Below are 25,058 nucleotides of genomic sequence, written 5' to 3'. Positions count from 1 at the left end.
GGTGGGGGTATGCCCCGCGCATGACGCCCCTCGCAGCCGAGGCCATCACCGATGCCGGAACCGGTCAACTAGTGCTCGCCGCGGTGCTCGGCATCGCGGTCGTCATTGTCCTCATCGCCTGGGCCAAGTGGCACCCGTTCCTGGCCCTCATCCTCGGATCGGCGACGCTCGGCCTGGTCGCCGGTGCTTCGCCGGGCACCACCGTCACCTCCTTCACCACCGGTCTGGGCAGCACCGTCGGCAGCGTGGGTCTGCTGATCGCGCTCGGCTCGATGATCGGCGCCCTGCTGGCCGAGTCGGGGGGTGCCGACGGCATCGTCAACCGGATCGTCGACCGGGTCTCCGGGTCGGCCCTGCCGTGGGCGATGGCCGGGGTCGCGGCCCTGGTCGGGTTGCCGCTGTTCTTCGAGGTCGGCGTGGTGCTCCTGGTGCCGATCGTGTTGCTCGTCGCCCGGCGTACGGATATCGGTCTTCTTCGGGTCGGCATTCCGGCCCTGGCCGGCCTGTCGGTGTTGCACGGACTCGTGCCGCCGCACCCCGGGCCGCTGGTCGCGATCTCCAGCCTCAACGCCGACCTCGGTCTCACCCTGCTGTTCGGGCTGATCTGCGCGATCCCGACGGTGATCGTGGCCGGCCCGGTCTTCGGCAACTGGATCGCCAAGCGGGTGCCGCTGCCGGTGCCCGCCCTGCTCGGGCCGGCCGACGCGGCCGTCGCCACCGGTGACGAGGACTACGACCGGGACGCCACCGCCGTCGACCGGAACCGCCGGAACCCGGGCTTCTGGCCCGCGGTGCTGACCGTGCTGCTGCCGATCGTGCTGATGCTGGCCCGGGCCATCGGTGAGCTGACCGCCGACAAGGGCAACCCGGTGCGGGACACGCTCGACGTGCTCGGCAACCCGCCGGTGGCGCTGCTGTTCGGGGTGCTGCTGGCGATGTGGTCGCTGGGCAAGCGGTCGGGGATGGACCGGCGGGAGACCAACGCGGTCCTCGGCGGATCGCTGCCGCCGATCGCCGGCATCCTGCTGATCGTGGCCGCGGGCGGTGGCTTCAAGCAGGTCCTGGTCGACGTCGGGGTGGGCAACGTCGTCGCCGACGCGGCCAAGGACGCCAACATCAACGCGCTGCTGCTGGGCTGGCTGGTCGCGGTCGGCATCCGGGTCGCCACCGGCTCGGCGACGGTCGCGACCATCACCGCGGCGGGCATCGTGGCGCCGCTGGCCGCCACCCTCGACAAGCCCGAGGTGTCGTTGCTGGCGTTGGCGATCGGGTGCGGCTCGCTGTTCTTCTCGCACGTCAACGACGCCGGGTTCTGGCTGGTCAAGGAGTATTTCGGGATGACCGTCGGACAAACGATCAAAACCTGGTCGGTGATGGAGACGATCATCTCGGTGGTCGGCGTGATCTGCGTCTTCCTGCTCGATCTGGTGGTCTAGAAAATCCACAATCAAAGGCTTGTGCAAACGTACGTTTGTATTAGGGTGAGGTCGTGCCGGCCACTCTCGACCTCACCTTCGCCGCCCTGGCCGACCCCGTCCGCCGCGCCCTGGTGGCCCGCCTCGCGCAGGGTGACGCCACGGTGGGGGAGCTCGCGGCCCCGTTCGACCTGACTCAGCAGGCCATTTCCCACCACATCGGCATCCTTCGCCGCTGCGGCCTGGTCGAGCAGCGCCGCGAGGGCACCCGGCGGCCCTGCCGGCTCCGCGTCGACCAGCTGTCGGTGATCAACACCTGGGTCGACGAGCAGCGCCGGGTGTGGGACGACCGGCTCGACGCCCTCGCCGCACACCTCTCGGAGATCTCATGAGCCGGCGTGACCTCGTCGCCGAATACTTCGCCGGCTTCCGGGCGAGCGACCATCCGCGGATCCTCGCGACCCTCACCGACGACGTCGATTGGGTCATCCACGGTCACCGCGCCACCCGCGGCAAGGCCGAGTTCGACGGCGAGATCGAGAACCCGGGATTCAATGGCAGTCCCGAGCTCGACGTGCAGCGGGTCTACGAGGACGGGCCGGTCGTGGTCACCACCGGTGAGGGCCGCGGCACCAGTGTCGAGCACGAACCGTTCCGCTTCGCGTTCAACGACCTGTTCACCTTCCGCGACGGCCGGATCGCCCGGGTCGATTCGTACGTCGTCCCGCTGCCCTGATCGAGGAGACCGTCATCGCGGCCGGGACCCACCGAGGAAATCCTCCAGGATCTCGGTGAACCGGGCCGGTTGCTCCTCGGCCACGTAATGGCCGCAGTCGCCGATGACCGCCTCGGTGACGTCGTCGGCTACCAGCCGCATCGTGGCGGCGGCCGCCGCGCCGGTGTACCGCGCGCCGCCGACGGCGAGCACCGGCAACGTCAGCCGGGTCTTCGTGCGCTGCTCGTTCTGCGCGATCGTCTCGTCCAGCGCCCGGTAGTACGCGAAGCTCGCCCGCAGCCCGCGAGGATCCGCGACGATCGCATCGACGTAGGCGTCGACGGCGTACGCGGGGATCGCGTCCGGGGTGGCTGCCTTCTTGGCGAACTGATAGCCGAAGAAGAGTCGCTCCCGGCCTCGGACCAGTTCCTCGTTGAGGTCGGTGAGCTGATTGAAGCCGAAGTGCCAGAACCGCAGGCTGACCGCGGCCGGGCTGAAGAACGACGGGGCCGGCGTGACACCGGGGATGATGGCGTCCACGACGGCGAGCCGGCCCACCCGCTCGGGGTGATCGGCGGCGAGGGCGTACCCGGTCCACATGCCGATGTCGTGGCCGACCACGTCGAACCGGTCGTGCCCGAGCGCGGCCATCAGTGCGACCAGGTCGGCGGCCAGCGTGCCGGCGTCGTAGCCGTCGTCGGGTTTGTCGGAGAGCCCGGCTCCGCGCGAGTCGACGGCGACGACGGTGTGCCGGCGGGCGAGGGCGGGCATCACCTTCCGCCAGGCGTACCAGGTCTGGGGCCACCCGCCGACCAGCAGCAGCGGCGGGCCGTCGCCGCCGGTGACCGCGTGCAGCCGCAGCCCGTTCAGCTCCACGAGCCGGCTGGTGAAGACGTCGGTGAACCCGTCGGGCAGCCGCAGCGAACTAATTCTGGAACGATCAGTACAACTTGTCATGCCGGTGACCATACCCATGTTGAAACGATCGGTGCAAGATGGGTAGGCTGGCGAACATGGCGGGCCGCAAGCAATTCGACGTGGACGAGGCGTTACGAGGCGCGATGCACGTCTTCTGGCGCTGGGGCTATTCGGAGGCCTCGATCGATCGCCTGACCGAGGGCACCGGCCTGGGCCGGAGCTCGCTCTACGGCACCTTCGGCGACAAGAGCACCCTCTTCCGGAAAAGCCTCGAACGGTACGCGGAGACCTACCACCCGTTGTACGACCAGGCGTTGTCCGGCCCTCATTCGAGCCCGAGCGCCGTGGTGGCCGCCTACCTGCGGGTCACCCTGAACCGCATCGCCGACCCGACGGTGCCGGACGGCTGCCTGCTCACGGTGTCGGCAACGCAGTTCCCGGCCCTGGACGCCGAGGGTCAGGCGATGGTCCGCGCCATGATCGACGGTTTGCGGGCGATGCTGGAGCAGGCGCTGCGGGCGGCCGGGGCCGACGAGCACGAGGCGGCGGAGCTCGCGTTGTGCACGCTGGCGACGAACAAATCCCTGGCCGTGCTGAGCCGCGCCGGCTTCTCGAACGAAGACCTGGAAACCGTCGCCGCGGCCGCCGCCCGTGTTCCGGGTGACCGATGAGTTTCGGCCCCGCCCGGCGTATCCCCTCCGAACAGCTGTTGATCTGGAGGGGTTATGGACGAGGAAGTGGTGCGGGCGGCGGTCGTCGCCGAGCGCGGTGAGCTGGCGGCGATGCTCGGTGCGCTGGACGCGTCGCAGTGGGGTGCGCCCTCGCTGTGCGAGAGATGGCGGGTGCGGGAGGTCGTGGCCCACATGACCATGCCGTTCCGGATGTCGCCACCGCGGTTCCTGGCGGAGATGCTGAGGGACCGCTTCAACTTCAACCGGATGGCGGACCGGGTGGCCCGGCGGGATGCCGCCCGCCTCTCCGACGCCGAACTGCTCGCCTGCCTGCGGGACAACACCGAGCATCCGTGGCGGCCGCCGGGCGGCGGGGTGGTGGGGGCGCTGTCCCACGACGTGATCCACGGGCTGGACATCTCCGTCGCGCTGGGGCTGGACCGGCGGCCGCCGGTGTCCCGGATCGGCACGATCCTGGACAGCATGCGCGACCGGAATCTCCGGTACTTCGGGGTGGATCTGAGCGGCGTGCGGCTGACGGCCACGGATCTCGACTGGACCTTCGGCGAGGGGGCGCCGCTGCGCGGCACCGCCCAGGACCTGCTTCTGGTGGTGTGCGGCCGGCGATTGCCGGCGGCGCTTCTGGAGGGTACGGCGGCGGCACGGTTCGCGGGCTGACCAGCGGGACGTCTCGTCCTGGCCTCGCGTGTCGGTCAGGACGGGCCTTCCCGCGTTGCCGGAATAGATGGGCTGAGCGGTCGCATGTGGATACCGGCCGCCGAATAATGGCGGACAGCCGGGGCATGATTCCCGCCGGTACGGTGATCGCCGAATTCGCCGTCATTCCTAGGCTTGAGGCATGTCCGATATGGTGCGTGGCTTGATGAACGCCTTCCGTGAAGGCGTAAGGCAGGATTCCTCGATAGACCCGTCGAGCAAGGAGACACTGCTCCGTGAGGTCGACAATGCTTACGACCAGGAACCGTCACCAGTGCTGGCATTCATCGGTGAGACCGGCGTCGGCAAGTCGACGACGGTAAATTCGCTGTTCAATGCTGGTCAGGAGGTCGGTCATTTCAAGCCGACAACTCTTACGGTCGACGGTCTGCAGGTCTACGCCACCGTCGATCACGTGCAGGGCAGTCGTGGTGACCTCCGCGTTATCGACATGCCCGGACTTGGCGACGACATCGAGAACTACGAGGCCTACCTGCGGTTGTATCTGGAGACGCTGCCCAAGGCGGACGCGATCCTCTGGGTTCATCCCGCTTCCGACCGGATGGTCGCGTTCACCCAGCAGGTGCTGCGTGAACTCGTGACGCGGGCGCCCGACCTGAGGTCCCGAATCGTCTTCGGTCTGAACAAGGCCGACGAGATGTATCCCGGTGACTGGAATCCGCGGGCCAACACACCGTCCGATGCGCAGCTGCGTTACCTCGAGTTGCGGGTTGATGAGTTCGCCGACAGCGTCAAGCCCCACCTCAAGGTCAAGAAACCGGCGATCGTGCCCTACTCGGCATTGCGCCGATACAACCTCGCGACGCTGTTCCGGATCCTGATGGAGGCGGTGCCCAAGCAGCGCCGCTGGGTCCTCGAGAGCCGGATGGATCTGGCGGATTTCATCGCCCTGGTCGATCGGGGGATGGTGAAGATAGCCCAGGACACTCGGCAGGCGATACCCCCGCGGGTTCCCCCGCAGGCCAACCGTTCCGAGCAGCGCCCGGCGACGTTCGACGAGTACCTCGACAGTCTCTCCGAAGCCCAGTACGGAGCTCTCGTGGCGGACCGGGCCCGGTTCCGTCAGCTGCGCGACGGTTGGGGGAAGAATGCCTGACGTAACTCCGGGCGATTCTACCTACGACGAGACGATCCGCAGGATCGCACAGCTGATCCAATCCGACGAGAACGAACGCGGAAAAATTCAGGAGCTCTCCACGGAATCCTTCCGTGAATGGCTCGACGACATCGTCCGGCGCATCTCCCGTGAGCTCGGCATCGCCCTGGCTAATGTCCACGTGCTGATCGAGGACGTCTTCACCATCGGGCTCAATGCCGCGACCTCGTTCGCGGGTGGATATCGAGACGCCTACCAGAAGGCACGTCGAGTACAGAGGCTGCGTTAGTTATGGCCTGGGTGCAGTTTCCATTCCCGGAGTGTCCGGACTGCGGCAAGTCATGGGCGGTCAGCCGACACCGGCAGTGTTCCCGTAACGGCACTATGGAGGTTCAGCCCGACTCGCGGCGCGTGCGATGTGACGCCTGTTCCGCGCAGTGGGCGGTCCGGGAGACGAGCTTCTACTGCTCGTGCGGCTGGAAGTTCAGCTCATCGGACGCCGACGGGGCGATAGCAGAGATCATCAGGTCCGCGCGGCTGCTAGCTCAACTCATCGATCGCCACAACGACGAGGTCGCGCGGATTCGCAGCCAGGGGCGGGATTCGTTCCAATCGTGGCTGAACTCGCTCGCCCGGGGTTTGGGAGGTGTGCTCGGCGCCGCGATGGGTCACGTGGTCGGGGCCGTGGTCCGGATGTTCTTCTGACGCCCGCGGCGGCCTGGTTCTCCGACTGACGGGAAGGGGTACCGGTGTGAGATGCGGGCCGGCCCGGTATCTCCTAGCGTCGATGGTGTGCCTGACGAGTCGCCGGTCGGACGTGCGCCCGTGCCGCGGCCGCCGCGAGGACGGGCTCGCGTCGGCCGGGCGGTGGGGAAGGCGCGCCTGCCGGCCGAGGAGGTCACCGGGCTGATCCGGCAGGAGGTTCCCGGGTCGCAGCCGGTCTTCGTCGATCCCAGTGGGGCCCGGCGCCGGCGGATCCGGTGGGCGGCCTATGCGGCCGGGGCGCTGCTGGTGCTGATTCTGGTGGCCGTCTGGGTCAGTCAGCTGTCCGGCCCGGCGGCGCCGCCGGCCCGGCCGCCCTGCGCGTCGGGGGCCTGCACCCGGTGACGGTGTACCGCGGTGTTCCGCCGCCGTTCGATCCGGAGTCGACGGGTCAGATCCCGGCGGTGCGGCGCCGCCGGCGGGTGCTGCGTGCCCTGCTCGCGCTGGTGGCGCTGCTGGTGCTGGCCACCGTCGTGCTGGTCGAGGTCTACACCGACGCCGGCTTCAGCCCGGACGGCACCGATCCGCGCTCGTCCCGGGACTCCTCGGTGCCGGACGCGGTGCTGGACGGCGGCCCGGTCCTCGACTTCCGAGGTGGAACCGGCGAATCCGGGGGTGAGCCGCGGTCGTCGGCGGTGCCGGCCAGGACGGTGGTGCTGACCTTCGACGACGGGCCGGACCCGCAGTGGACGCCGAAGATCCTCGACGTGCTCGCCCGGCATCACGTGCCGGCCACGTTCTTCGTGGTGGGCTCCGAGGTGGCCCGGCATCCGGAGCTGGCCCGGCGGGTGGTGGCCGAGGGGCACGAGATCGGGGTGCACACCTTCACCCACCCCGACCTGGCGTCCCTGCCGGCCTGGCGCCGCGACCTGGAGAACTCGCACGCCCAGCTGGCGGTCGCCTACGCCACCGGCCGGTCGGCATCGCTGCTGCGGCCGCCGTATTCGTCCTTTCCGGACGCGCTGACCGACGACGACTACGCGACGGTGCGGGCCGTCGGCGCCCAGGGTTACCTGACTGTGCTCGACGATGTCGACAGCGAGGACTGGAGACGGCCGGGAGCCGACGCCATCGTCCGCAACGCCACGCCGGAGGGCGGACGAGGCGCGATCGTGCTGTTCCACGACGCGGGCGGGGACCGTGCGCAGACGGTGACCGCGCTGGACCGGCTGATTCCGCAGCTGCAGCGGGACGGCTACCGCTTCACCACGGTCACCCGGGCCGTCGGCCTGCCGCCGGACCCGCCGGCCGCCACCGCCGACGTGTGGCGCGGCCGCGCACTGGTGTGGACGGTGCGGGGCTCCGACGCGGTGCTCCGGCTGATGTGGGTGCTGCTCATCGTGGCCGGTGGCCTGATCGTGGTGCGTACCCTGATCCTCTTCCTGTTCGCCTGGCAGCACGCTCGGCGGCGGCGCGCGCCGAGCTGGTCGTGGGGACTGCCGGTGACCGCGCCGGTGACGGTCGTGGTGCCCGCCTTCAACGAGGAGACCACCATCGCGCCCGCGGTCAGCTCCCTGGCCCGCTCCGCCCACCCGGGCGTAAAGGTGCTGGTGGTCGACGACGCCTCCACCGACGGGACGTCGGCGGCGGTCGAGGCGCTGAAGCTGGGCAACGTGCGGGTCGTGCGGATACCGAGCGGTGGCAAGGCCACCGCCCTCAACACCGGCGTCGCGCTGAGCCACGACGACCTGATCGTGATGGTCGACGCGGACACCGTGGTCACCCCGGACGCCGTGCACCAGCTCGTGCAGCCGTTCGCGGACCGCCGGGTCGGCGCGGTCGCCGGGAACGTGAAGGTCAGCAACCGGCACGGCCTGCTCGGCAAGTGGCAGCACATCGAGTACGTGATCGGCTTCAACCTGGATCGCCGCCTCTACGACACGTTCGGCTGCATCCCCACCATCCCGGGGGCGCTCGGCGCGTTCCGCCGGCAGGCGCTCACCGACGCGGGCGGGCTCAGCACCGACACCCTGGCCGAGGACACCGACCTGACGATGGCGATCCAGCGGAACGGCTGGAAGGTGGTCTACCAGGAGTCGGCGCGGGCCTGGACCGAGGCACCGGCCACCATGCGGCAACTGTGGCGGCAACGGTACCGGTGGAGTTACGGCACCATGCAGGCGATGTGGAAGCACCGGCACGCCGTACGGGAACCTGGGCATTTCGGTCGTGGGGGTTTGCCGTTGATCGCGGTTTTCACGGTGCTGTTGCCGCTGCTCGCCCCGCTGATCGACCTGATGGCCGTCTACGGACTGATCTTCCTGGACCGGCGCACCACGCTGATCGGCTGGCTGGCCGTGCTGGTGATCCAGATCCTCACCGCCGTGCTCGCGTTCCGCCTGGACCGGGAGAAATTACGCCCGTTGTGGACGCTTCCGCTCCAGCAGATCGTCTACCGGCAGGTCATGTACCTGGTGCTTCTCGCCTCCGCGCTGGCCGCGCTGAGCGGGCGAAGGCTCGGCTGGCAGAAGATCCGGCGTACCGGAGATTTCAGTTCCGCCCCGAGTGGGTAGAGGACAGGCCATGCCCCTTCCCGGAGAGATACTCGGCGACCGATACCGTCTTGACGACCGGATCGCGGCCGGCGGCATGGGTGAGGTCTGGCGGGCCACCGACACCGTGCTCGGCCGTGACGTCGCGGTCAAGACGCTGCACGCGGGCCGGGCCGGCGACCCCGGCTTCCAGACCCGTTTCCGGCACGAGGCGCGGGCCATGGCGGTCCTGCACCATCCCGGGGTGGCGGACGTCTACGACTACGGGCAGAGCGGTCCGGACGCGTACATCGTGATGGCCCGGGTGAACGGGCAGGCCCTCAACGAGCGGATCGCCGAGCGCGGCCGGCTGAGCCCGGCCGAGACGATGTCGATCGTCGCTCAGGCCGGGCGTGCCCTGGAGGCCGCTCACGAGGCCGGGATCGTGCACCGCGACGTCAAGCCGGGCAACCTCATCATCCAGCCGGACGGGACGGTCGTCCTGGTCGACTTCGGGGTGGCCCGCTCGGCCGAGTCGGCCGCCCTGACCGGGGCGAAAGAGGTGGTCGGGACGGCGCTGTACATCGCGCCGGAGCAGGTCTCGAAGGAATCGACCGGGCCGTCCGCCGACATCTACGCGCTCGGCGTGGTGGCCTATCACTGTCTCGCCGGGCATCCGCCGTTCATGGGGGACAGCCCGATCGCGGTGGCCGTGCAGCACGTCAGCGACGAGGCGCCGCCGCTGCCGGCGGACGTGCCGCCGGCGGTGGCCGCCGTGGTGACCACGGCGATGGTGAAGGACCCGGCGGACCGGTTCCCGTCCGCGTCGGCCATGGCCGACACGGCCGAGCTGGCGCTCGCGGATCAGGCGGCCGGGGCCGGCTCCGACACCACCGCGATCCTGGCGGCGACGCCGGCCCCGGCTAGGCCGGCCGCGCCGGTCAGTGGGCACACCGCGGTGCTTCCGGCCGTTCTTCCGGCCGCCGCGGGCGGTGCTTCCGGAGGCGGCCGCCGGCGTACGCCGTTGCTGGCCGCCCTGGCCCTGGTCATCCTGGGTACCGCGGTGGCGGTGTTCGCGTTCGTCAACAATGGGCTGCTGCCCGGCTCGAGCCCGGCCGAGTCGGCGACGGTCAAGCCGGGCGGCGCCAACTCGCCCGCCGCGACCCAGACCACCGGCAAGCGGAACACCAACAACAACGACAGCAAGCCGGGGCAGGTCCCGGCCTCGGTGCCCGGCAAGGCGACCGCGTCGGCGACGCCGAGCGCGACCCCGAGCAAGCAGCCGACCACCGAGGCGACGACCACCGCGCCGGAGGAGACGAAGCCCGCCACCACCGCCCCGGCCGCCACCACGACCACCGGCGACAGCGGCGAGGATGCCGGCGGCGACGAGGACAACAGCGGGACCGGTAACGGCGGGGGAGAAGAGGACAACAGCGGCGGCGGCGGTGGCGAGGAGGAGGCCGCCGCGACGGTGGTCACCGCCACGACGGCCCCGTAGCGCACTCAGCCGATGTGGATCCAGACGTCGTCGACGCTGCCGTGGAACTGGTCGTTGTCGGCGCCGACGCCCTTGCCGCCGATGCTGAACGGCAGGTTCGACATCACCGACAGCTCGACCGGCACCGGCACGCTGGTCTTCACCTGATCGTCGACCACGATCGACAGGGTCGGGCCGGTGCGGCGGCACTCGAGCGTGTGCCACTTGCCGTCGGCGATCGACTCCCGGCTGCGGGCGAGATGAACGGCCGTCTCGTCCTTGCCGCCCATCCCGCAGCTCGGCTTGCCGGACACCCCGTCGACCTGCAGCTTGTACTGCCCGCCGCCGGTCGAGTAGCCCTTCTGCAGGATGTTCTCGCCGCTCGAGGTCTCGGCCGCGGCCAGCAGCACCGCGGCGCCGTAGCGCAGCGGCCGGTTGCCGGGGCTCAGATCCGGGGTGTCGGCGGCCTGCAGGACCAGCCGCGGGCAGGTGGTGCCGGTGCACTTCGGCGGGAAGGTCAGCGCCTGCCCGGAGCCGCGCGGCGTCATCGTGACCTTGCCGCCGTTGCGGGTGACCGCGCGCAGCAGGTGCGCGTGGCCGGAGCCGTCGTCGAACGTACCGTCCGCGATCGTGGTGTCGAAGTTGTAGGACGCCACGTAGTCGTCCGCGGCCACGACGGCGGACTCGGTCGCTTTCGCGCCGCCGAACGACACGTACCGCTTGCGGGTCACGCCGCCGACCGTGGTGAAGTCGCCGACCGCGCTGATCGTGCCGAGGCCCGCGCTGGTGGCCAGCTGCCGGGTGCCGGCGACGCCGTTGGCCTGCGGCGACCAGGGGAGCAGGTTGCCCTGCGGGTCGATCGCGGCGAGCTTGCCCCGGATCACCGAGCCGTCGGTGCAGACGCCCTTGATGCCGTTGTTGGACGTCGTGCACGCCTTGTCGAAGTGGCCGCCCACGTAGGTGGTGCCGTCGAGGGTGGCGATGGCCTGCGCGTCCCCGTCGAAGACCCGGGTCCAGCGGGTCTGGCCGGCCCGGTCGTAGGCGACCGCCCGGCCGCCCTGGCCGCCGAGGGCGGCATAGACGCCGGCCTGGTCGGCGGCGAGCGCGAAGACCTGCGACACCGGCTTGGCGACGAAACCCTTGTCGAGTACGCCGGTGGCCGGGTGGACGGCGCTCAGCCGCAGGGTGGAACCGACCCCGTTGGTCTTGTGGAACCGCCCGCCCAGGTAGACCCGGTCGCTGCTGAAGGCCAGCGCGTTGACCGTGTCGTCGGTGGTCGGCGCCCACGCGTCGAGGGCGCCGGTGGCCAGCGAGAAGGCGGCCAGGTTGGTGCGCGGTGTCCCGTCGACCGCGGTGATCCGTCCGGCCACGTAGAGCCGGCCGCCGCCGGTCACCAGCGCGTTCGGCTGCCCGAGCACGGTGTGCCGCAGCGTGGTGAGCTGTCCGGAGGTCGCACCGAGGCCGGCGATCGCGTCCCGCGAGGTGCCGTTGACGTTGTCGAAGTCGCCGGCCGCGTAGACGACGTCGCCGTCGACCGCGAGGGCGCGCACGTTCGCGTCGGCGGCCGGGCTCCAGTCGAGCAGGGCGCCGGTGCGGGCGTTGAACGCGGCCAGCCGGGTCCGGACGACGTTCTTGCCGCCGGCGTTGGCACTGGTGAAGTTGCCGCCGACGTAGACGGTGTCGCCGCGGTAGGCGACCGCGTAGACCGGGCCGTTGAAGGACGGGGAGACGACGGGGTCGGGGGAGACCACCCCGGCCAGGGCGGCCCCACCGGCCGCGGTGAGGACCGCGGCCACACCGGCGATCAGAGCGCGGCGGACGGCAGGTTTACCGCTTTTTCGCATGTTGGGCACATTGTCGGCTAACGCCGCTTTGCCGCGCCGAGATGCGTCGCGAACGGGTGGCAAATCCCGCCGATCGGGTTAATCACCGACATATCGACCCCGAGCGATCAACATCCCGAGCGGTGGGTATCTATGCTTGTCCGCACCCCGTACGCGAAGCCTTGGGAGAGACACCGTGCCGCACCGCCGCCGCACCGCCCTGACCATCACCCTGGTCGCGACGGCGGGGTTGGCCGCCGGGTGCGCGATCGAGATCTCGCCCGAGGCCGTCCCGGTCCCGTTCAGCGTGGCCCCGACCCCGTCGGCGTCGGCCGGCGTGCCCGCCTACACCTGCACCGCCGCCTACAAGATCCTCACCGACGGCGCGGTGCGGCTGGCCGGGGTGGCCGACAGCTCCTCCGACTCGGCCAAGGAGAAGATGCGCGACACGTTCACCGACATGGCGGCCAAGGTGGACAAGGAGGCCGCGCTGACCTCGGATCCGGAGCTCAAGCAGGCGCTGTCCGCGGTCTCGTCGGACCTGACCGCGGCCGCCCGGCAGCCGGACCCGAAGTCCTACGTCAACGGCGGCTTCGAAACCGTCGGTCAGAAACTGGACGGCGCCTGCGCCGACGCCTGAACCGGCTCGGCCAGCCGCCGGCGGCGGGTCGGCAGCATCACCGTGGGGTGGTAGATGCCCCACGCCGCGCCCGCGCAGATCAGCTCCTTCACGCGGGCGGCCGGGCCGCCGACGACGGCCGACGGCTTGGCCCGGTCGTCGGCGGTCACCATCTGGATGATGCCGTCGTGCCGGCCCAGGCTGATGCACTGGGCGTAGTAGCGGATCGGCACGTGCGGCACCCGGCGGCCGGTCAGGCGGGCGGCGATGGCGTCGGCCGCCTGCCAGGCCATCGGGCCGCCGGACGCGCAGGACATGCGCAGCGGCTTGCCGCCCGGGCCCTCGGCGAGCGCGGCGTCGCCCACCGCGTACACCTCCGGGTGCGAGACCGAGCGCATCGTGGCGTCCACCACGATCTGGCCGGTTGCGGCGACCCGCAGGGACGTCTCCGCGGCGATCGGATGGGTGGCGAAGCCCGCCGTCCACACCGTGACGTCGGCCGGGATCCGCTCGCCGGTGGTGGTCAGCGCGCCGGTCTCGTCGGCCCGTTCGACGTCGGTGTGCTCGTGCACGGTGATCGCCAGCCGGGTGACGGCCCGGCGCAGGTGCCGCCGGGCCTTGTCGCTCAGCCAGTCGCCGAGGCCACCGCGGACGGCGAGCGCGACGTGCAGGTCGGGGCGGGCCTCGGCGATCTCGGTGGTCGCCTCGATGCCGGTCAGGCCGCCGCCGACCACCAGCACCGTCGAGCCGGCGGTCAGCTCGCGCAGGCGGGCGCTCAGTCGTTCGGCGGCCGGGCGGCTCGCCACGTGGTGGGCGGGGCCGGTGACGCGGGCGGCGGTGCTGCCCAGGGCGTACACCAGGGTGTCGTAGTTGATCTCGCCGTCGGTCAGCCGTACCGTCCGCAGTTCGGTGTCCACCGCGGTGACCCGGGCCGTGCGCAGCCGGACCGCGGTGCCGGCCAGCGCGTCGGCCAGCGGCCGGTGCCGCATCGCCTGGCCGGTGGCCAGCTGGTGCAGGCGGATCCGCTCCACGAAGTCGTCGTCGGCGTTCACCAGCGTGATCTCGACATCGTCCGGGTGCAGGCGGCGGGCCAGCCGGCCGGCCGCGTTGGTGCCGGCATAGCCGGCTCCGAGGACGACGATGCGGTGCTTCATGAGGTCGCTCCTGTCTGCTCGGTTGCGCTCGGTTCCTGAACCGGGCAGACCAGAGATTCCTGACAGGTACGACTGTGAAGCGGATCACCAGTTCTCGGCGAGCGGCTCCCCGGCAGCGGTCCAGCGGCGGTTGAAGCGGTCCAGCTTCTCCGGGTTGGCCTGGATGTGCAGGCCGGCGATCCCGTCCGCGGTGACCTCCAGGGCGATCACGCTGACGATCCGGTCGTCCACCGTGACCAGCAGCGCCGGGGCACCGTTGACCTCGGCCGCGTGCATCGCGTAGGTGCCGCCCTCGACGAACCGCTGGAACGTCGCCGGCCGCGCGATGCCGCGCAGCAACCGGGCGATGGCGAGGGCGCCGATCAGCGGGGTGGTGCGGGCCGGCACATGGCCGCCGCCGTCGGCGATGCTCACCGCGTCGTCGGTGAGCAGCTTGACCAGCGGCTCGACGTCCCCGCTGAGCGTCGCGGCGAGAAACTCCTCGACGATCTTCCGGGCCGCCGCGGCGTCGGTCTCCACCCGCGCCCGGCCGCCCGCCACGTGCTGCTTGGCGCGGTGGTGGATCTGCTGGCTGTTCGACTCGCTGAGCTCCAGGATCTCGCCGATCTCCGCGTGCGAGTAGCCGAACGCCTCGCGCAGCACGTAGACCGCGCGCTCGTTCGGCGTGAGCCGCTCCAGCAGGGTCAGCACGGCGAACGACACCGAGTCGCGCTGCTCGGCGGTCTCGGCCGGGCCGAGCATCCGGTCGCCGGCCAGGACCGGCTCGGGCAGCCATTGGCCGACATAGGTCTCGCGGCGGGCGCGGGCCGAGGTGAGCTGGTTGAGGCACAGGTTGGTGAGGACCTTCGTCAGCCACGCCTCGGGCGTCTCGACGTGCGCCCGGTCGGCCGCCTGCCAGCGCAGGAACGTGTCCTGCACGGCGTCCTCGGCGTCGCCGGCCGAGCCCAGCAGGCGGTACGCGATCGCCTCGAGGCGCCCCCGCGAACGCTCGAACAGATCGGTGTCCCGCGAGGTGAGCGCCACGGCGTCACTGTAACCCGGCGGTGACGATCATCCGGGGGTGCCGGGCGGTCAACGGCGTACCGTCCTCGCCGTGCCCCTGCACGCCGGTGAAACCGGCGGCGGTGAGCCAGTCGCGCAGCTCGGGAAACGCGAACAGGCGCTTGAGGAAGGTCAGTCTCCGCACCCGGCCGTCGCGGATCACCGTGCGCTCCACCTCGAAGCGGGCGGTCAGCGGGTCGAGGTGGTGATGGTCGACGAGCATGTCACCGTCGTCGCGGCGCACGGTGATCCGGGACGGCGTGTAATCGGCGAGGAACCGCGCCTGGTTGTCCAGGTCCATCGCCAGCCGGCCGCCCGGGCGCAGCACACGGGCGATCTCTCGCAGCACCGCCCGGTTGGTGTCGTCGTCGAAGTAGCCGAACGCGGTCGTCCAGTTGACCACCCGGTCGAAGCGGCCGGTCCACTCCGGAAGCTGGCGCATGTCGCCGCGGACCCACTCGACGCCGGTGCCCGCCGTGGCGGCCCGGTCCAGGAAGACCGCGGAGGAGTCGAGCCCGGTGACCCGGCAACCGCGGGCGGCCAGGGCGTTGGCGAGGGTGCCGTGGCCGCAGGCCAGATCGAGCACGGCCATGCCCGGTTCGAGATCCAGGAGCCGCCAGACCAGGCCGGCGGCCTGGTTCGCGCCGGTGTAGGCGGTGCCGACCAAGGGACCGTGCGTCGGCGCGCCGCCCTGCGGTGATGCGAAGAAGTGCAGATAATCCTCGTCGTACATCGATGCCGCGTCGAACAGATCCGCCGTCACGACGCCTACCGTACCGATGGAGAGTTCATGCGGAAGATTATTTACTGGGTGCACACGTCGATCGACGGGTTCGTCAACGGGCCGAACGACGCGTTCGACTGGGCGGTCATGGGGCCGGAACTGTCGGCCTACTCGGAAGGCCTCAACCAGCGGGTCGACACCCTGCTCTACGGGCGGCCGGTGTGGGAGATGATGGTCGGCTTCTGGCCGAGCGTCGAGACGACCTCCCCGGACCCGCACCTCGCCACGTTCGCACCGTTCTGGCGGGCCACCCCGAAGATCGTGTTCTCGCACGACTACCCGGGCGACGAGTGGGCGAGCCGGGTCGTCCACGGCGATCTGGCGGCCGAGGTCACCGCGCTCAAGGCGCAGCCCGGCGCGGACCTGCTGCTGACCGGGGGTGCCGGCCTCGCCGGAGCGCTGACCGAGCTGGGCCTGATCGACGAGTACCACATCGCCGTGCACCCGGTGGTCCTCGGCGGCGGCCGGACGGTGTTCGCCGAGCCGAAGCAGCGCCTGAAACTGCGGACCGTCGAGTCCCGCCTGCTCGACGGCCGGATCGTCGTGACCAGCTACGAGGTCGCCCGATGAGGTGAGCGCGCCAGCATCTGTACCGCGGTGGCGCGGCTCCCGTTCATGGTCGTCACCTCGATGTGCCGCTCGCCGACCAGATCGAACGCCGAGAACAGGCGGCGCAGGTGCCCGAGTTCGTGGTGCCGGCAGACGGCGCCGTCGTCGGTGGTGAACACCCCGTACTGCCCGGCGCGCGCCAGGTAGCGCTGCCGGCTGCGTTCGTCGGTCTGCAGCCCGAGATCGCTCACGTAGATCAGGCCGCCGGGTGCCAGGAGGCGTTCCAGTTCGCCGACCAGCGCACGCTGGGCGTCGTCATCGGGGATGCAGGTCAGCACGGCGAACAGCATGATGACGTCGAAGCTCGCCGCCGGGCGGTGCACGGCGGGCGGCGACTCGATGACGGCGAGGTCCAGATCGGGGCGGGCCCGGCGGCCCCGGGCGACCAGCGCGGGAGAGATGTCGACGCCCAGGATGTCGGTGAAGCCCAGAGCGCCGAGCTCGGCCATGACCCGGCCGTAGCCGCAGCCGTAGTCGAGGACACGCGCCGTTCGGTCGACTCCGGCCAGCCACCCGGTCTCGAGTGGATGGGTGAAGGTCTTGGTCGCGCCGGCCGTGTCCCAGTAGCGGGTCTGCCGAACCAGATCATCCATGCAGATGCACGCTACCGGCGACGGCGGCCGGGATCGGATAACATCTCGCCGTGCTCGAAACGCAGCGGGAACGGGTGCCGCTCGATGACGACGGCGAGCTGGACACCGCCCTGGCGTTCCTGTCGTTCGCCCGGTCCTGTGTGCTGAAGAAGGTCGGCGGCCTGGACGACGAGCAGTTGCGCCGCAGGCTGGTCGTCTCCGACACCACGCTGCTGGGGCTGGTGCAGCACCTGACCGACGCCGAGCGGTACTGGTTCGGGTACACGGTGGCCGGTGATCAGCGGTTCGCCGAGGTCGACTTCGACATGGTGGTCGCCCCGGGGCGGTCGGCGGAGGAGGTCATCGCCGGCTATCGGGCGGCGATCGCCGACAGCGACGCGCTCATCCGCGCGGCCGGCGGCCCGGAGTCCCGCACCGCGAGCCCGGTGAACGGCGAGGCGCGCACGCTGCGGTGGGTGCTCGCCCACATGACCGGCGAGACCGTGCGGCACGCCGGGCACGCCGACATCCTGCGCGAGCTCATCGACGGCGTGACCGGCCGCTAATCGCAGCGGCTACTCGTGGGCAGCCCACCGGTAGGTCGTGCCGGTCCTGCCGGGTAACGGGAACCTACTGCTGCCGAGTGCCCCGTGGAGGCTGCGTGATGTCCCAGTCATAGCGGCGGCCGGAAGGGTGCTCATCACGCCACGTGACCTCCCACGTCCGATCAGGCTTCTGTTCCGGCTTGGTCAACTGACCGTGGCCGTGCCGTTCCTTGACGCTCGGCGGCTGATCCCCTTCCGGAAATTTGAATACTGCCGTGAAGCTGGTAAAAGCCGACGGCGTCCCATTGGTGGTTTGCAGGCGATCATCCCAACCCAATTCATCGAAGCCGCGCTCACGGAGCGGCCGCCAGAGGCCCTTCGGCCGGTACTCCACGCGCCATTCTGTTTTCGCCGACATCGGTGGATCGAAGACGAGCCAGACCTTGATTTTGTTGATTTGCTCCCGTAGCGGAATGAAGGTTATCTGGCCACCGTCACGCTGTACTGTAAAACCGAGCGCGTCGAGGCTGGCGATCTGCTCGCGATAGGTCGGTACGATCGGGCGCATGGTCCTGTTCGTGACCAGCGGCTCAGGAGTGGTAACCCGTTTCTCGATAATAAGGTCCGTGTCGTCGTCCTTACCGACGCACACCGTGACCTCAAGAGTTTCGGAGAACAGCGGTTTTTCCCGATCACTAATTCTTTCGATTGCTTCCAGGCAACGCTGATGCGCCGAGCGAACGTGAGTTAGTTTCTCGGCCTCATCGTCGAGTTGTGCTCGAAGTTCGCGAACCTTCTCCACGAAGTAGAACTGCCAGGCCTTGATGACGAGATACAGCAGTCCAGTCAGAACTACTGCGATCAGAAGCGCCCGGGCGACGCGAGTCGGAAAGACTCCGAGTTGGGTGATATTCGCGACGATGCCAAGAACTGTGGCGGAAAAGGTGAGCGCGAGAATCGCCGGCTTCTTCGACCGAGCGGATTTCGCCGGCTCGGTCGTTGACGATGACAGTGCTCCCACCCCCGACTGCATTGATCTACCAATGATGCCAAGCAGTCCGCGGAGGATAAATACCCTAGCGAGTGAACCGCACCGTCCGGTGTCCGCTGTTCGGTTGGCTGTCGAAGCCGTTCATGCCATGGAGTCCGCGATCGCGGGAGGGGACGTGCCACATTTCACGCAGCGGTTTGATACCGGCAGGTAACCGTTGCTCCGGGGAGGGAGGTCTCGCATGCTACGGAAGGTTACATTGCACTCGATCGATCAACGTAGGCAAAGGCGATCATCATGCAGATCCATTCGCCGAAGACGGTGCTCTCTCGCCCGCGCCCGGAGGCCTGTAGATCCGGCCGAAACTCGCCGGGCTCGGGCGGTGAGGGCGGCAACACGTCGTCAAGACTGGCGGCAATGATCGGACCGAACGGCCTGCTGGCCGCCGCGCTGCTGTTGTCGGCGATCCTCGTCGGCTTGGCGACGGTCGCTCTGAATAGTGCTTGATTCGCATTCTCGTGGGCGTGATCCGCGTCGGCCGCGGCGGCTCCGCCGCGGCCAAGCGGCGGTGCGGTTGCCTTGATCAGCGGAAGCTGCCGCCCTCGCCACCCGTTCGGGAAACGACGGGAGCGGCGAAATGAATCTCATAAATCATGACGTCTCCTGTATGAATCTTGGTTTGGCCGCCCGCCCATTCTAAATGCGGTCGACGCCACCCTACGGCGGTTTCAGTTGCCTAAACGGTCGGCCCCACCTCCGGGTGACTGCCCGAACGGCCACGTTATTCCAGATTCCAGCGTAATGGCATAGGCTCCGCCGGGCGGCCACATTGCCGGTCTGCTCACCTGATGAATCGGGCGAAACTGGTGAGGCCTGCAGCGGCGACGCCACCGCACAGCGGTTGCGTCGCCGCAGCTCGGCCGGTCAGCCGGCCCGGCGGGGGAGCCACAGGGCGGCCACCGCGCCTGCCGCGACGATCGCCGCTCCGACGAAGACCGCGGGGCGCAGGCCGTCGACGAAGGCCGTGTGCGTGGTGTAGCCGCCGTACGAGCTGAAGACCGAGGCCAGGGCGGCCACGCCGACCGCCACGCCCAGCTCGCGGATGGTGTTGTTGGCGCCGGACGCCACGCCGCGCTGCTGTTCGGTGACGCTGGCCAGGGCCATCGTGCTGATCGGGGCGAAGGTCAGGCCCATGCCCACGCCGGCCATCGCGAAGGCGATCACCAGGTCGGAGTAGCTGACCGTGGCGGTGGTGGCGATGCCCATCCAGAGGATCGCCCCGGCCAGCAGGACCTGGCCGGCGAAGATCAGATTTCGCTGGCCGAGCCGGTCGCCGAAGATGCCGGCCAGTGGCGCGACGATCATCGGGGCCATCGTCCAGGGGAGGGTGCGCAGGCCGGAGTCGAGCGGGCTCAGCCCCTGGACCACCTGGAAGAACTGGGCGAGCAGGAACACCGCGCCGAACGTGCCGGCCGAGAAGGTCAGCGTCACCAGGTTGACCAGGCTGAAGCCCCGGGAGCGGAACAGGCTCAGGGGCAGCATGGGCGCGGTGTTGCGGGACTGCCACAGCAGGAACGCGGTCACCAGCACCGCGCCGCCGATCAGCATGCCGAGCACCCGGCCGGAGCTCCAGCCGTGGTCCGGGCCGTCCACCACTCCCCAGATCAGCAGGAGCATGCCGGCGGCGGAAAGGACCAGGCCGAGCGGGTCGAGGCGCCGGGCGCCGCCGCGGGACTCGTCCAGAACGGTGACGGCCAGGACGACCGCCACGACGCCGACCGGCACGTTCAGCCAGAAGATCCAGTGCCAGTCGAGGCCCTGGACGACCGCGCCGCCGACCACCGGGCCGACCGCGACGCCGAGACCGCTGATGCCGCCCCAGATACCCACCGCCGCGGTGCGCAGCCGGTCGGGGACGGCCTGGGCCAGCAGCGTCAGCGCCAGGGGTGCGACGGCCGCGCCGCCCAGGCCCTGCACCGCCCGGGCCAGGGTCAGCTGCCAGCTGTCGGTGGCCAGGCCGGCCGCGGCCGAGGCCAGGGTGAAGACGGTGATGCCGGCGATGAACATGCGGCGCCGGCCGAGACGGTCGCCCAGCGCGGCCGCGGTCAGCAGGAACGCGGCGAACGGCAGCGTGTAGGCGTTGACGAACCACTGGAGCTCGGTGAGCGACGCGTTCAGATCGTCGCGGATCACCGGCAGCGCGGTGCTGACCACCAGGTTGTCGAGAGTGACCATGAAGGTCGGGATGCCGACGGCGGCGATGACCGCCGCCAGCGGGCGTGGGCGGCGGGCGGGCCGGGAGGCCTGCGGGCGTACGGCGGTTGAGGTGGACATGCTGCGCTCCCCGAAGTTGTTATCGACTGATAACTTCCGCCGACCACGTTAGTTATTGACTGATAACCTGTCAACCATGAGCACCCGCACCCGTCTCACCGCGGAGGAACGGCACGAGCAACTCGTGACCGCTGCCGTCACCGCGTTCAGTCACGGCGGCTACGCCGGCACCACCACCGACCAGGTCGCACGCCTGGCCGGCGTCTCCCAGCCGTACGTGATCAGGATCTTCCGCACCAAGCAGGAGCTGTTCATCGCGGCCGTGAACCGGGCCGGCGACCGCATCGACGCGAAGTTCCGGCAGGCGGCCGCGGCCGAGCCGACCCTGGCCTCGCTCGGCGAGGCCTACGACGAGTTGCTGGCCGAGCGGGAACTGATCGTCCTGCTGCTGCACGGGTTCACGGCCGCGGCCGACCCGGCGATCGGCGATCAGGTGCGAGCCTGCTTCGGGCGGCTCTACGAAACGGTGCGCGAGGTGACCGGGGCCAGCTCAACCGAGGCCCGCGAGTTCTTCTCGATCGGCATGCTGCTCACCTGCCTGGGCGCGATGCACGTGATCGGCCCCGACCCGGTGCCCAGGCAGCCGTGGATGGTCGACCTGATGGCCACCTGGGAGCACAAGCACTAGATGTTGTGCCTGGTGTAGGCGGGTGGGCGCCAGCCGAGCATGGCCTCGGTCATCCGGACGGCGTCCACCGTCGCGGCCACGTCGTGCACCCGGACGATGCGGGCGCCCCGGACGATGCAGAAAACCACCGCGGCCAGCGTGCCGGTCAGCCGGTCGTGCTGGGCGGCGTCCAGCGTCTCGCCGATGAAGTCCTTGTTGCTCACCGCCGCCAGCAGCGGATAGCCGATCGCGGCGAGCTCGTCGAGGCGCCGGGTGATCTCCAGCGTGTGCAGGGTGTTCTTGTTCAGGTCATGGCCCGGGTCGATGATGATCTGGTCGGGGCGCACACCGCGGGACAGCGCCAGCTCGACCCGCGACCGCAGGAACGCGCCCACCTCGGCGGTCACGTCCCGGTACTGCGGGCTCGGCCACAGCGTGCGCGGGGCGGCCAGGCTGTGCGTGATCACCAGCTGGGCGCCGGTCCCGGCCACCGTGTCGGCCATCGCCGGGTCGCGCAGGCCGGAGGTGTCGTTGATGACCCCGGCGCCGGCCGCGATCACCTCGCGGGCCACCTCGGGGCGGAACGTGTCGACCGAGACCACCGCCAGGTCACGGGCCGCGGTCACCACCGGTAACACCCGCTCGATCTCCTCGGCGACCGAGACCTCCGGGCCGGGTGCGAACGGTACGCCGCCGATGTCGATCCAGTCGGCCCCGTCGGCGGCCGCCTGCTTGACCCGTTCCAGGGCTTTCTCCAGCGCGAACGTGCTGCCCTGGTCGTGGAACGAGTCGGGTGTCCGGTTCACGATCGCCATCACCGCGACCTGCCGCGCGAAGTCGAACTCCCGCCCGCCGATGATCCGTCTTCCCACGTCGCCCACGATTCGCGAGGTTAACAGGCGGTCTTCCGGGAATCCCGAAGCCATGGAACTGGGATTCAAGCTGGCGGCGGAGGCGTTCGGACCCAAGGAGCTGATCCGGCAGGCGGTGCGGGCCGAGGAGGCCGGGTTCGGGTTCGTCGAGATGAGCGACCACTATCACCCGTGGCTGGACGTGCAGGGGCATTCGCCGTTCGTGTGGAGCGTGCTGGGTGCGGTGGCCGCGCGGACGTCCCGCCTCGGGCTGGCCACCGGGGTCACCTGCCCTACGGTGCGTTACCACCCGGCGATCATCGCGCAGGCCGCGGCGACCCTCGCGATCATCTCCGATGATCGATTCACGCTCGGCGTCGGTTCCGGAGAGAGACTCAACGAGCACGTGGTGGGTCGCGGTTTTCCGGCCGTACGGGAACGGCAGGAACTGCTCGCCGAGGCGCTGGACATCATCAACCTGCTGTGGCGGGGCGGCTACCAGTCGTACGACGGAAAGCATTTGAAGTTGGAGGACGCCCAGGTCTTCGATCTGCCGGAGCGGCTGCCGAGAATCGCGGTGGCGGCCGGCGGGAAGCAGGCCGCGGAGCTGGCGGCCACGCACGGTTCCGGCCTGTTCGCCACCGAGCCCCGCGCCGACCTGGTCGAGGCCTTCAAGAGCGCGGGCGGTGACGGGCCGGCCTACGTGGAGATCCCCGTCGCGTGGGCGCCGAACGCCGACGACGCCGTGCGGGCCGCGCACGAGACGACCCGCTGGGCGGTCACCGGCTGGAAGGTGATGTCCGAGCTGCCCAACCCGGTGAACTTCGAGGCGGCCAGTGCGACCGTCCGGCCCGAGGACATCCGGGAACAGTTCGTGGTCGGACCGGACCCGCAGCCGTACCTCGAGGCGATCCGCAAGCACCAGGACGCCGGGTACGACCACATCGCGCTGATGAACTGCGGTCCCGACATGGACGGCTTCCTCGACTTCGCGGCCAAGGAACTCCTATAGATCCCGCGTCGCCCGCACCCCCACCTCGGCGGCCCGCTGCAGGAAATCGATGATCGTGGCCAGCTGCTCGGGGGTGTAGCCGGCGCAGATGTCGTCCATCTCGGCGTTCGCCCCGGCGTAGAGGGCACGCACCTCGCCGCCGCGCTCGCGGTGCACGACGATCACCGTGGCCCGGCGGTCCGCCGGGTCACGGTCGCGCCCCACCCAGCCGGCCTTCTCCAGGCGGTCGAGCACGCCGGTCATCGTCGCCGGGTGCACGCCGGCCAGTTTCGCGAGCGCGCCCGGACTGATCGGGCCGTGCAGGTTGAGCAGGTTGAGGCAGTCGTAGTCGACGTCGCGCAGCCCGAGTTTGCCGCTGACCTGGTGGTTCAGCTGCGCGATGCGGAGTGCCGCCTCCCGCAGAGCCTGTTTGAGGCCGTTGGTGAGCCGGCGGCGGTCACGCGCGTCCGAAGATGCTACGGAATCCATATAGTACGAACCTCAAAGGAGATGTTATGGTTTTCATACTAACTGACTGAGGGAGGGCCGACATGAGGCTCACCATTGTCGCCGCCACCGGCGGTATCGGACGTCAACTACTCCGGCAGGCCCTGGACGCGGGGCACGATGTCACCGCCGTGGCCCGCAGCCCTGAGAAGATCACCGCGCCGGTCCGCACGGCCTACGCCGATCTCGCGCACCCCGACCTGCCCGCCCTGACCGAGGCGATCAAGGACTCCGACGCCGTGCTGTCCGGGCTCGGCGCCCGCACCACCCCCGAGGCCGGCGTCGCCACCCTGGGCACCACCGCGCTGGTCGAGGCCGCCCGGCGGGCCGGCGTCCGGCGGCTGATCGTGGTCAGTGCCGCCCCGATCGGAACACTGCCGTCACCCGACCGGCCGCACCCGCCGCGGCACGACCCGGGCGACGGCTTCTTCATGCGCCACCTCGGCGTTCCGTTCACCCACCGGATGTTCCGCGAGCACTACGCCGACCTGGCCCGGATGGAGGACGTGGTGCGCGCCAGCGGTCTGGACTGGACGATCAGCCGCCCGCCCCGGCTCACCGACAAGCCGCTGAGCGGCCGCTACCGGACGGCGGTGGACCGCAACGTGCGCGGCGGCCTGACCGTCTCCCGCGCCGACGTGGCCCACCAGATGCTCGCCTGCCTCGACCGGCCCGAGACGATCGGGCACACCATCGGCGTGGCTCAGTAGAGCTCGGCCAGCACCGTCGGCTTCTCGTTCCCCTCCCAGGTGCCGGTGAGGAACAGCGGCCCGGCGGCCGGCTCGGCACTGAGAACGCGGCGCACGTCCAGCCGGACCTCCTCGGTCACCACCACCGCCGGGTCCCCCTCCTCCAGCCGGACCGGCGGCCCCACCGGGGCCGACTTCCGGGCGATGCCGCTGCCGCGCACCCGCATCTGCGGGTCGCGGCGCTGCGGCCCGTCGGCCGTCTCCACGAACTCCTCGGCCTGCTCACCGCCGGTGCGGATGGCCGCGGTCAGCGTCGACAGGTAGACCGGGTCGGCGACCGCGTCGTAGACCCAGCGGGTGCCCAGCACCGAATGCTCGGTGGTGCCGATCAGGTGCAGGTCGGCGCCCTCGAGCGGGGCGCCGCGGTAGGTCAGCGGCACATGGACCAGAGGACCGTCCTCGGCCCGGACCAGGATCATCTCCACCCCGACCGCGCCGGCCGGGTCGTCGAACCGGCACGCGGCAACCCGCTGCAGGTCCTTGACGTACTCGCCGGGGTACCAGTGGCGGCCGGGAAGCCAGGCCGTGAGCAGCTCGAGCTTGGTGGGAGTGAGGGTGGCCTGGTGGATAGTCGCCATGGGCGGACTCTAAGCGATCGAGCCGGTACGCGCTGCC

Annotated in this window: 29 protein-coding genes; 18 read left to right on the top strand and 11 right to left on the bottom strand. The window is 70.2% G+C overall.

Going from position 1 to position 25,058, the window contains the following annotated elements:
- Positions 1 to 20 precede the first annotated feature (20 nt).
- From Ato02nite_RS25900 to Ato02nite_RS25890, 3 genes are read left to right on the top strand one after another with little or no spacing between them, the layout of a single operon-like run.
- Positions 21 to 1,436, top strand: coding sequence for a GntP family permease (locus tag Ato02nite_RS25900; protein ID WP_213009220.1), 1,416 nt, complete (start codon positions 21 to 23; stop codon positions 1,434 to 1,436).
- A 53-nt stretch (positions 1,437 to 1,489) separates the two neighbouring features.
- A complete protein-coding gene (locus Ato02nite_RS25895; protein WP_213009219.1) occupies positions 1,490 to 1,807 on the top strand; it encodes an ArsR/SmtB family transcription factor in 318 nt (105 codons plus the stop codon).
- On the top strand, positions 1,804 to 2,151 hold the full coding sequence (locus Ato02nite_RS25890) for a nuclear transport factor 2 family protein (protein ID WP_213009218.1): 348 nt from the start codon (positions 1,804 to 1,806) through the stop codon (positions 2,149 to 2,151). Before Ato02nite_RS25895 ends, Ato02nite_RS25890 begins: the two co-directional genes overlap by 4 nt.
- Positions 2,152 to 2,163: 12 nt before the next feature.
- Here the strand turns inward: Ato02nite_RS25890 and Ato02nite_RS25885 are convergent, their stop codons facing one another.
- Positions 2,164 to 3,087 carry an alpha/beta fold hydrolase gene (locus Ato02nite_RS25885; protein WP_213009217.1) on the bottom strand — a complete coding sequence of 308 codons (924 nt, stop codon included), beginning with the start codon at positions 3,085 to 3,087 and terminating at the stop codon, positions 2,164 to 2,166.
- 56 nt (positions 3,088 to 3,143) lie between these two features.
- Between Ato02nite_RS25885 and Ato02nite_RS25880 the strand changes: the two genes are divergently transcribed.
- The 8 genes from Ato02nite_RS25880 (at position 3,144) to Ato02nite_RS25845 (ending at position 10,287) form a co-directional block, all read left to right on the top strand.
- Entirely contained in the window at positions 3,144 to 3,719 is a 576-nt protein-coding gene (locus Ato02nite_RS25880; protein WP_213009216.1) for a TetR/AcrR family transcriptional regulator, read from the top strand.
- Between the two features lie 54 nt (positions 3,720 to 3,773).
- Positions 3,774 to 4,397, top strand: a complete 624-nt coding sequence (locus Ato02nite_RS25875) for a maleylpyruvate isomerase family mycothiol-dependent enzyme (RefSeq protein ID WP_213009215.1) — start codon at positions 3,774 to 3,776, stop codon at positions 4,395 to 4,397.
- Positions 4,398 to 4,578: 181 nt separating this feature from the next.
- Positions 4,579 to 5,553, top strand: coding sequence for a GTPase family protein (locus tag Ato02nite_RS25870; protein ID WP_213009214.1), 975 nt, complete (start codon positions 4,579 to 4,581; stop codon positions 5,551 to 5,553).
- Positions 5,546 to 5,842, top strand: coding sequence for a hypothetical protein (locus Ato02nite_RS25865; protein ID WP_213009213.1), 297 nt, complete (start codon positions 5,546 to 5,548; stop codon positions 5,840 to 5,842). Before Ato02nite_RS25870 ends, Ato02nite_RS25865 begins: the two co-directional genes overlap by 8 nt.
- A gap of 122 nt (positions 5,843 to 5,964) precedes the next feature.
- Positions 5,965 to 6,258, top strand: coding sequence for a hypothetical protein (locus tag Ato02nite_RS25860; protein ID WP_213009212.1), 294 nt, complete (start codon positions 5,965 to 5,967; stop codon positions 6,256 to 6,258).
- A gap of 87 nt (positions 6,259 to 6,345) precedes the next feature.
- Complete coding sequence (locus tag Ato02nite_RS25855; protein WP_213009211.1) at positions 6,346 to 6,660, top strand: hypothetical protein; 315 nt, start codon at positions 6,346 to 6,348, stop codon at positions 6,658 to 6,660.
- Positions 6,657 to 8,828 (top strand): bifunctional polysaccharide deacetylase/glycosyltransferase family 2 protein, encoded by a 2,172-nt coding sequence (locus Ato02nite_RS25850; RefSeq protein WP_246607421.1) that lies wholly within the window; start codon positions 6,657 to 6,659, stop codon positions 8,826 to 8,828. Before Ato02nite_RS25855 ends, Ato02nite_RS25850 begins: the two co-directional genes overlap by 4 nt.
- A gap of 10 nt (positions 8,829 to 8,838) precedes the next feature.
- Positions 8,839 to 10,287, top strand: coding sequence for a serine/threonine-protein kinase (locus Ato02nite_RS25845; RefSeq protein ID WP_213009210.1), 1,449 nt, complete (start codon positions 8,839 to 8,841; stop codon positions 10,285 to 10,287).
- Positions 10,288 to 10,292: 5 nt separating this feature from the next.
- Here Ato02nite_RS25845 and Ato02nite_RS25840 read toward each other — a convergent pair whose 3' ends face one another.
- Positions 10,293 to 12,110, bottom strand: a complete 1,818-nt coding sequence (locus tag Ato02nite_RS25840; RefSeq protein ID WP_213009209.1) for a LamG domain-containing protein — start codon at positions 12,108 to 12,110, stop codon at positions 10,293 to 10,295.
- 175 nt (positions 12,111 to 12,285) lie between these two features.
- Between Ato02nite_RS25840 and Ato02nite_RS25835 the strand changes: the two genes are divergently transcribed.
- Complete coding sequence (locus tag Ato02nite_RS25835) at positions 12,286 to 12,729, top strand: hypothetical protein (protein WP_213009208.1); 444 nt, start codon at positions 12,286 to 12,288, stop codon at positions 12,727 to 12,729.
- On the opposite strand, the gene Ato02nite_RS25830 is transcribed toward Ato02nite_RS25835, so the two are convergent.
- The 3 genes from Ato02nite_RS25830 to Ato02nite_RS25820 form a co-directional block, all read right to left on the bottom strand.
- Positions 12,696 to 13,862: an NAD(P)/FAD-dependent oxidoreductase gene (locus tag Ato02nite_RS25830; protein ID WP_213009207.1), complete on the bottom strand. Its 1,167-nt coding sequence runs from the start codon at positions 13,860 to 13,862 to the stop codon at positions 12,696 to 12,698. The two genes, Ato02nite_RS25835 and Ato02nite_RS25830, sit on opposite strands and share 34 nt — an antisense overlap.
- 84 nt (positions 13,863 to 13,946) lie before the next feature.
- Positions 13,947 to 14,885, bottom strand: a complete 939-nt coding sequence (locus Ato02nite_RS25825) for an RNA polymerase sigma-70 factor (protein ID WP_213009206.1) — start codon at positions 14,883 to 14,885, stop codon at positions 13,947 to 13,949.
- Positions 14,886 to 14,889: 4 nt separating this feature from the next.
- Positions 14,890 to 15,666, bottom strand: coding sequence for a class I SAM-dependent methyltransferase (locus Ato02nite_RS25820; protein ID WP_213009205.1), 777 nt, complete (start codon positions 15,664 to 15,666; stop codon positions 14,890 to 14,892).
- A 27-nt stretch (positions 15,667 to 15,693) separates the two neighbouring features.
- On the opposite strand from Ato02nite_RS25820, the gene Ato02nite_RS25815 reads away from it, so the two are divergent.
- On the top strand, positions 15,694 to 16,257 hold the full coding sequence (locus Ato02nite_RS25815) for a dihydrofolate reductase family protein (RefSeq protein ID WP_213009204.1): 564 nt from the start codon (positions 15,694 to 15,696) through the stop codon (positions 16,255 to 16,257).
- Here Ato02nite_RS25815 and Ato02nite_RS25810 read toward each other — a convergent pair.
- A complete protein-coding gene (locus Ato02nite_RS25810; protein ID WP_213009203.1) occupies positions 16,239 to 16,889 on the bottom strand; it encodes a class I SAM-dependent methyltransferase in 651 nt (216 codons plus the stop codon). The genes Ato02nite_RS25815 and Ato02nite_RS25810 overlap by 19 nt on opposite strands.
- A 50-nt stretch (positions 16,890 to 16,939) precedes the next feature.
- Here Ato02nite_RS25810 and Ato02nite_RS25805 point away from each other — a divergent pair, with 50 nt between their 5' ends.
- Entirely contained in the window at positions 16,940 to 17,434 is a 495-nt protein-coding gene (locus tag Ato02nite_RS25805) for a DinB family protein (RefSeq protein WP_213009202.1), read from the top strand.
- Between the two features lie 64 nt (positions 17,435 to 17,498).
- On the opposite strand, the gene Ato02nite_RS25800 is transcribed toward Ato02nite_RS25805, so the two are convergent.
- Positions 17,499 to 18,446, bottom strand: coding sequence for a hypothetical protein (locus Ato02nite_RS25800; RefSeq protein ID WP_246607419.1), 948 nt, complete (start codon positions 18,444 to 18,446; stop codon positions 17,499 to 17,501).
- Between the two features lie 255 nt (positions 18,447 to 18,701).
- Between Ato02nite_RS25800 and Ato02nite_RS25795 the strand changes: the two genes are divergently transcribed.
- The gene (locus Ato02nite_RS25795; protein ID WP_213009201.1) at positions 18,702 to 18,911 is read left to right on the top strand and encodes a hypothetical protein; all 210 of its coding nucleotides are present in this window, start codon (positions 18,702 to 18,704) and stop codon (positions 18,909 to 18,911) included.
- 417 nt (positions 18,912 to 19,328) lie between these two features.
- Here the strand turns inward: Ato02nite_RS25795 and Ato02nite_RS25790 are convergent, their stop codons facing one another.
- A complete protein-coding gene (locus tag Ato02nite_RS25790) occupies positions 19,329 to 20,738 on the bottom strand; it encodes an MFS transporter (protein WP_213009200.1) in 1,410 nt (469 codons plus the stop codon).
- 76 nt (positions 20,739 to 20,814) lie between these two features.
- Here Ato02nite_RS25790 and Ato02nite_RS25785 point away from each other — a divergent pair, with 76 nt between their 5' ends.
- Positions 20,815 to 21,366, top strand: coding sequence for a TetR/AcrR family transcriptional regulator (locus Ato02nite_RS25785; RefSeq protein WP_213009199.1), 552 nt, complete (start codon positions 20,815 to 20,817; stop codon positions 21,364 to 21,366).
- Here Ato02nite_RS25785 and folP read toward each other — a convergent pair.
- Complete coding sequence (gene folP, locus Ato02nite_RS25780; RefSeq protein ID WP_246607427.1) at positions 21,363 to 22,160, bottom strand: dihydropteroate synthase; 798 nt, start codon at positions 22,158 to 22,160, stop codon at positions 21,363 to 21,365. The two genes, Ato02nite_RS25785 and folP, sit on opposite strands and share 4 nt — an antisense overlap.
- Positions 22,161 to 22,269: 109 nt before the next feature.
- On the opposite strand from folP, the gene Ato02nite_RS25775 reads away from it, so the two are divergent.
- A complete protein-coding gene (locus Ato02nite_RS25775; RefSeq protein WP_213009197.1) occupies positions 22,270 to 23,208 on the top strand; it encodes a TIGR03557 family F420-dependent LLM class oxidoreductase in 939 nt (312 codons plus the stop codon).
- On the opposite strand, the gene Ato02nite_RS25770 is transcribed toward Ato02nite_RS25775, so the two are convergent.
- Positions 23,203 to 23,676, bottom strand: coding sequence for a MarR family winged helix-turn-helix transcriptional regulator (locus tag Ato02nite_RS25770; protein WP_213009196.1), 474 nt, complete (start codon positions 23,674 to 23,676; stop codon positions 23,203 to 23,205). The genes Ato02nite_RS25775 and Ato02nite_RS25770 overlap by 6 nt on opposite strands.
- 62 nt (positions 23,677 to 23,738) lie before the next feature.
- Here Ato02nite_RS25770 and Ato02nite_RS25765 point away from each other — a divergent pair, with 62 nt between their 5' ends.
- Positions 23,739 to 24,404, top strand: a complete 666-nt coding sequence (locus tag Ato02nite_RS25765; RefSeq protein WP_213009195.1) for an NAD(P)-dependent oxidoreductase — start codon at positions 23,739 to 23,741, stop codon at positions 24,402 to 24,404.
- Here the strand turns inward: Ato02nite_RS25765 and Ato02nite_RS25760 are convergent.
- Positions 24,398 to 25,021, bottom strand: coding sequence for a CG0192-related protein (locus Ato02nite_RS25760; protein WP_213009194.1), 624 nt, complete (start codon positions 25,019 to 25,021; stop codon positions 24,398 to 24,400). The genes Ato02nite_RS25765 and Ato02nite_RS25760 overlap by 7 nt on opposite strands.
- Between the last annotated feature and the right edge of the window lie 37 nt (positions 25,022 to 25,058).

This window comes from Paractinoplanes toevensis (assembly GCF_018332695.1).
Taxonomy (GTDB): Bacteria; Actinomycetota; Actinomycetes; order Mycobacteriales; family Micromonosporaceae; genus Actinoplanes; species Actinoplanes toevensis.
Note: the sequence above shows the minus strand (reverse complement) of the source record. Positions and strands in the feature narration are given on the sequence as shown.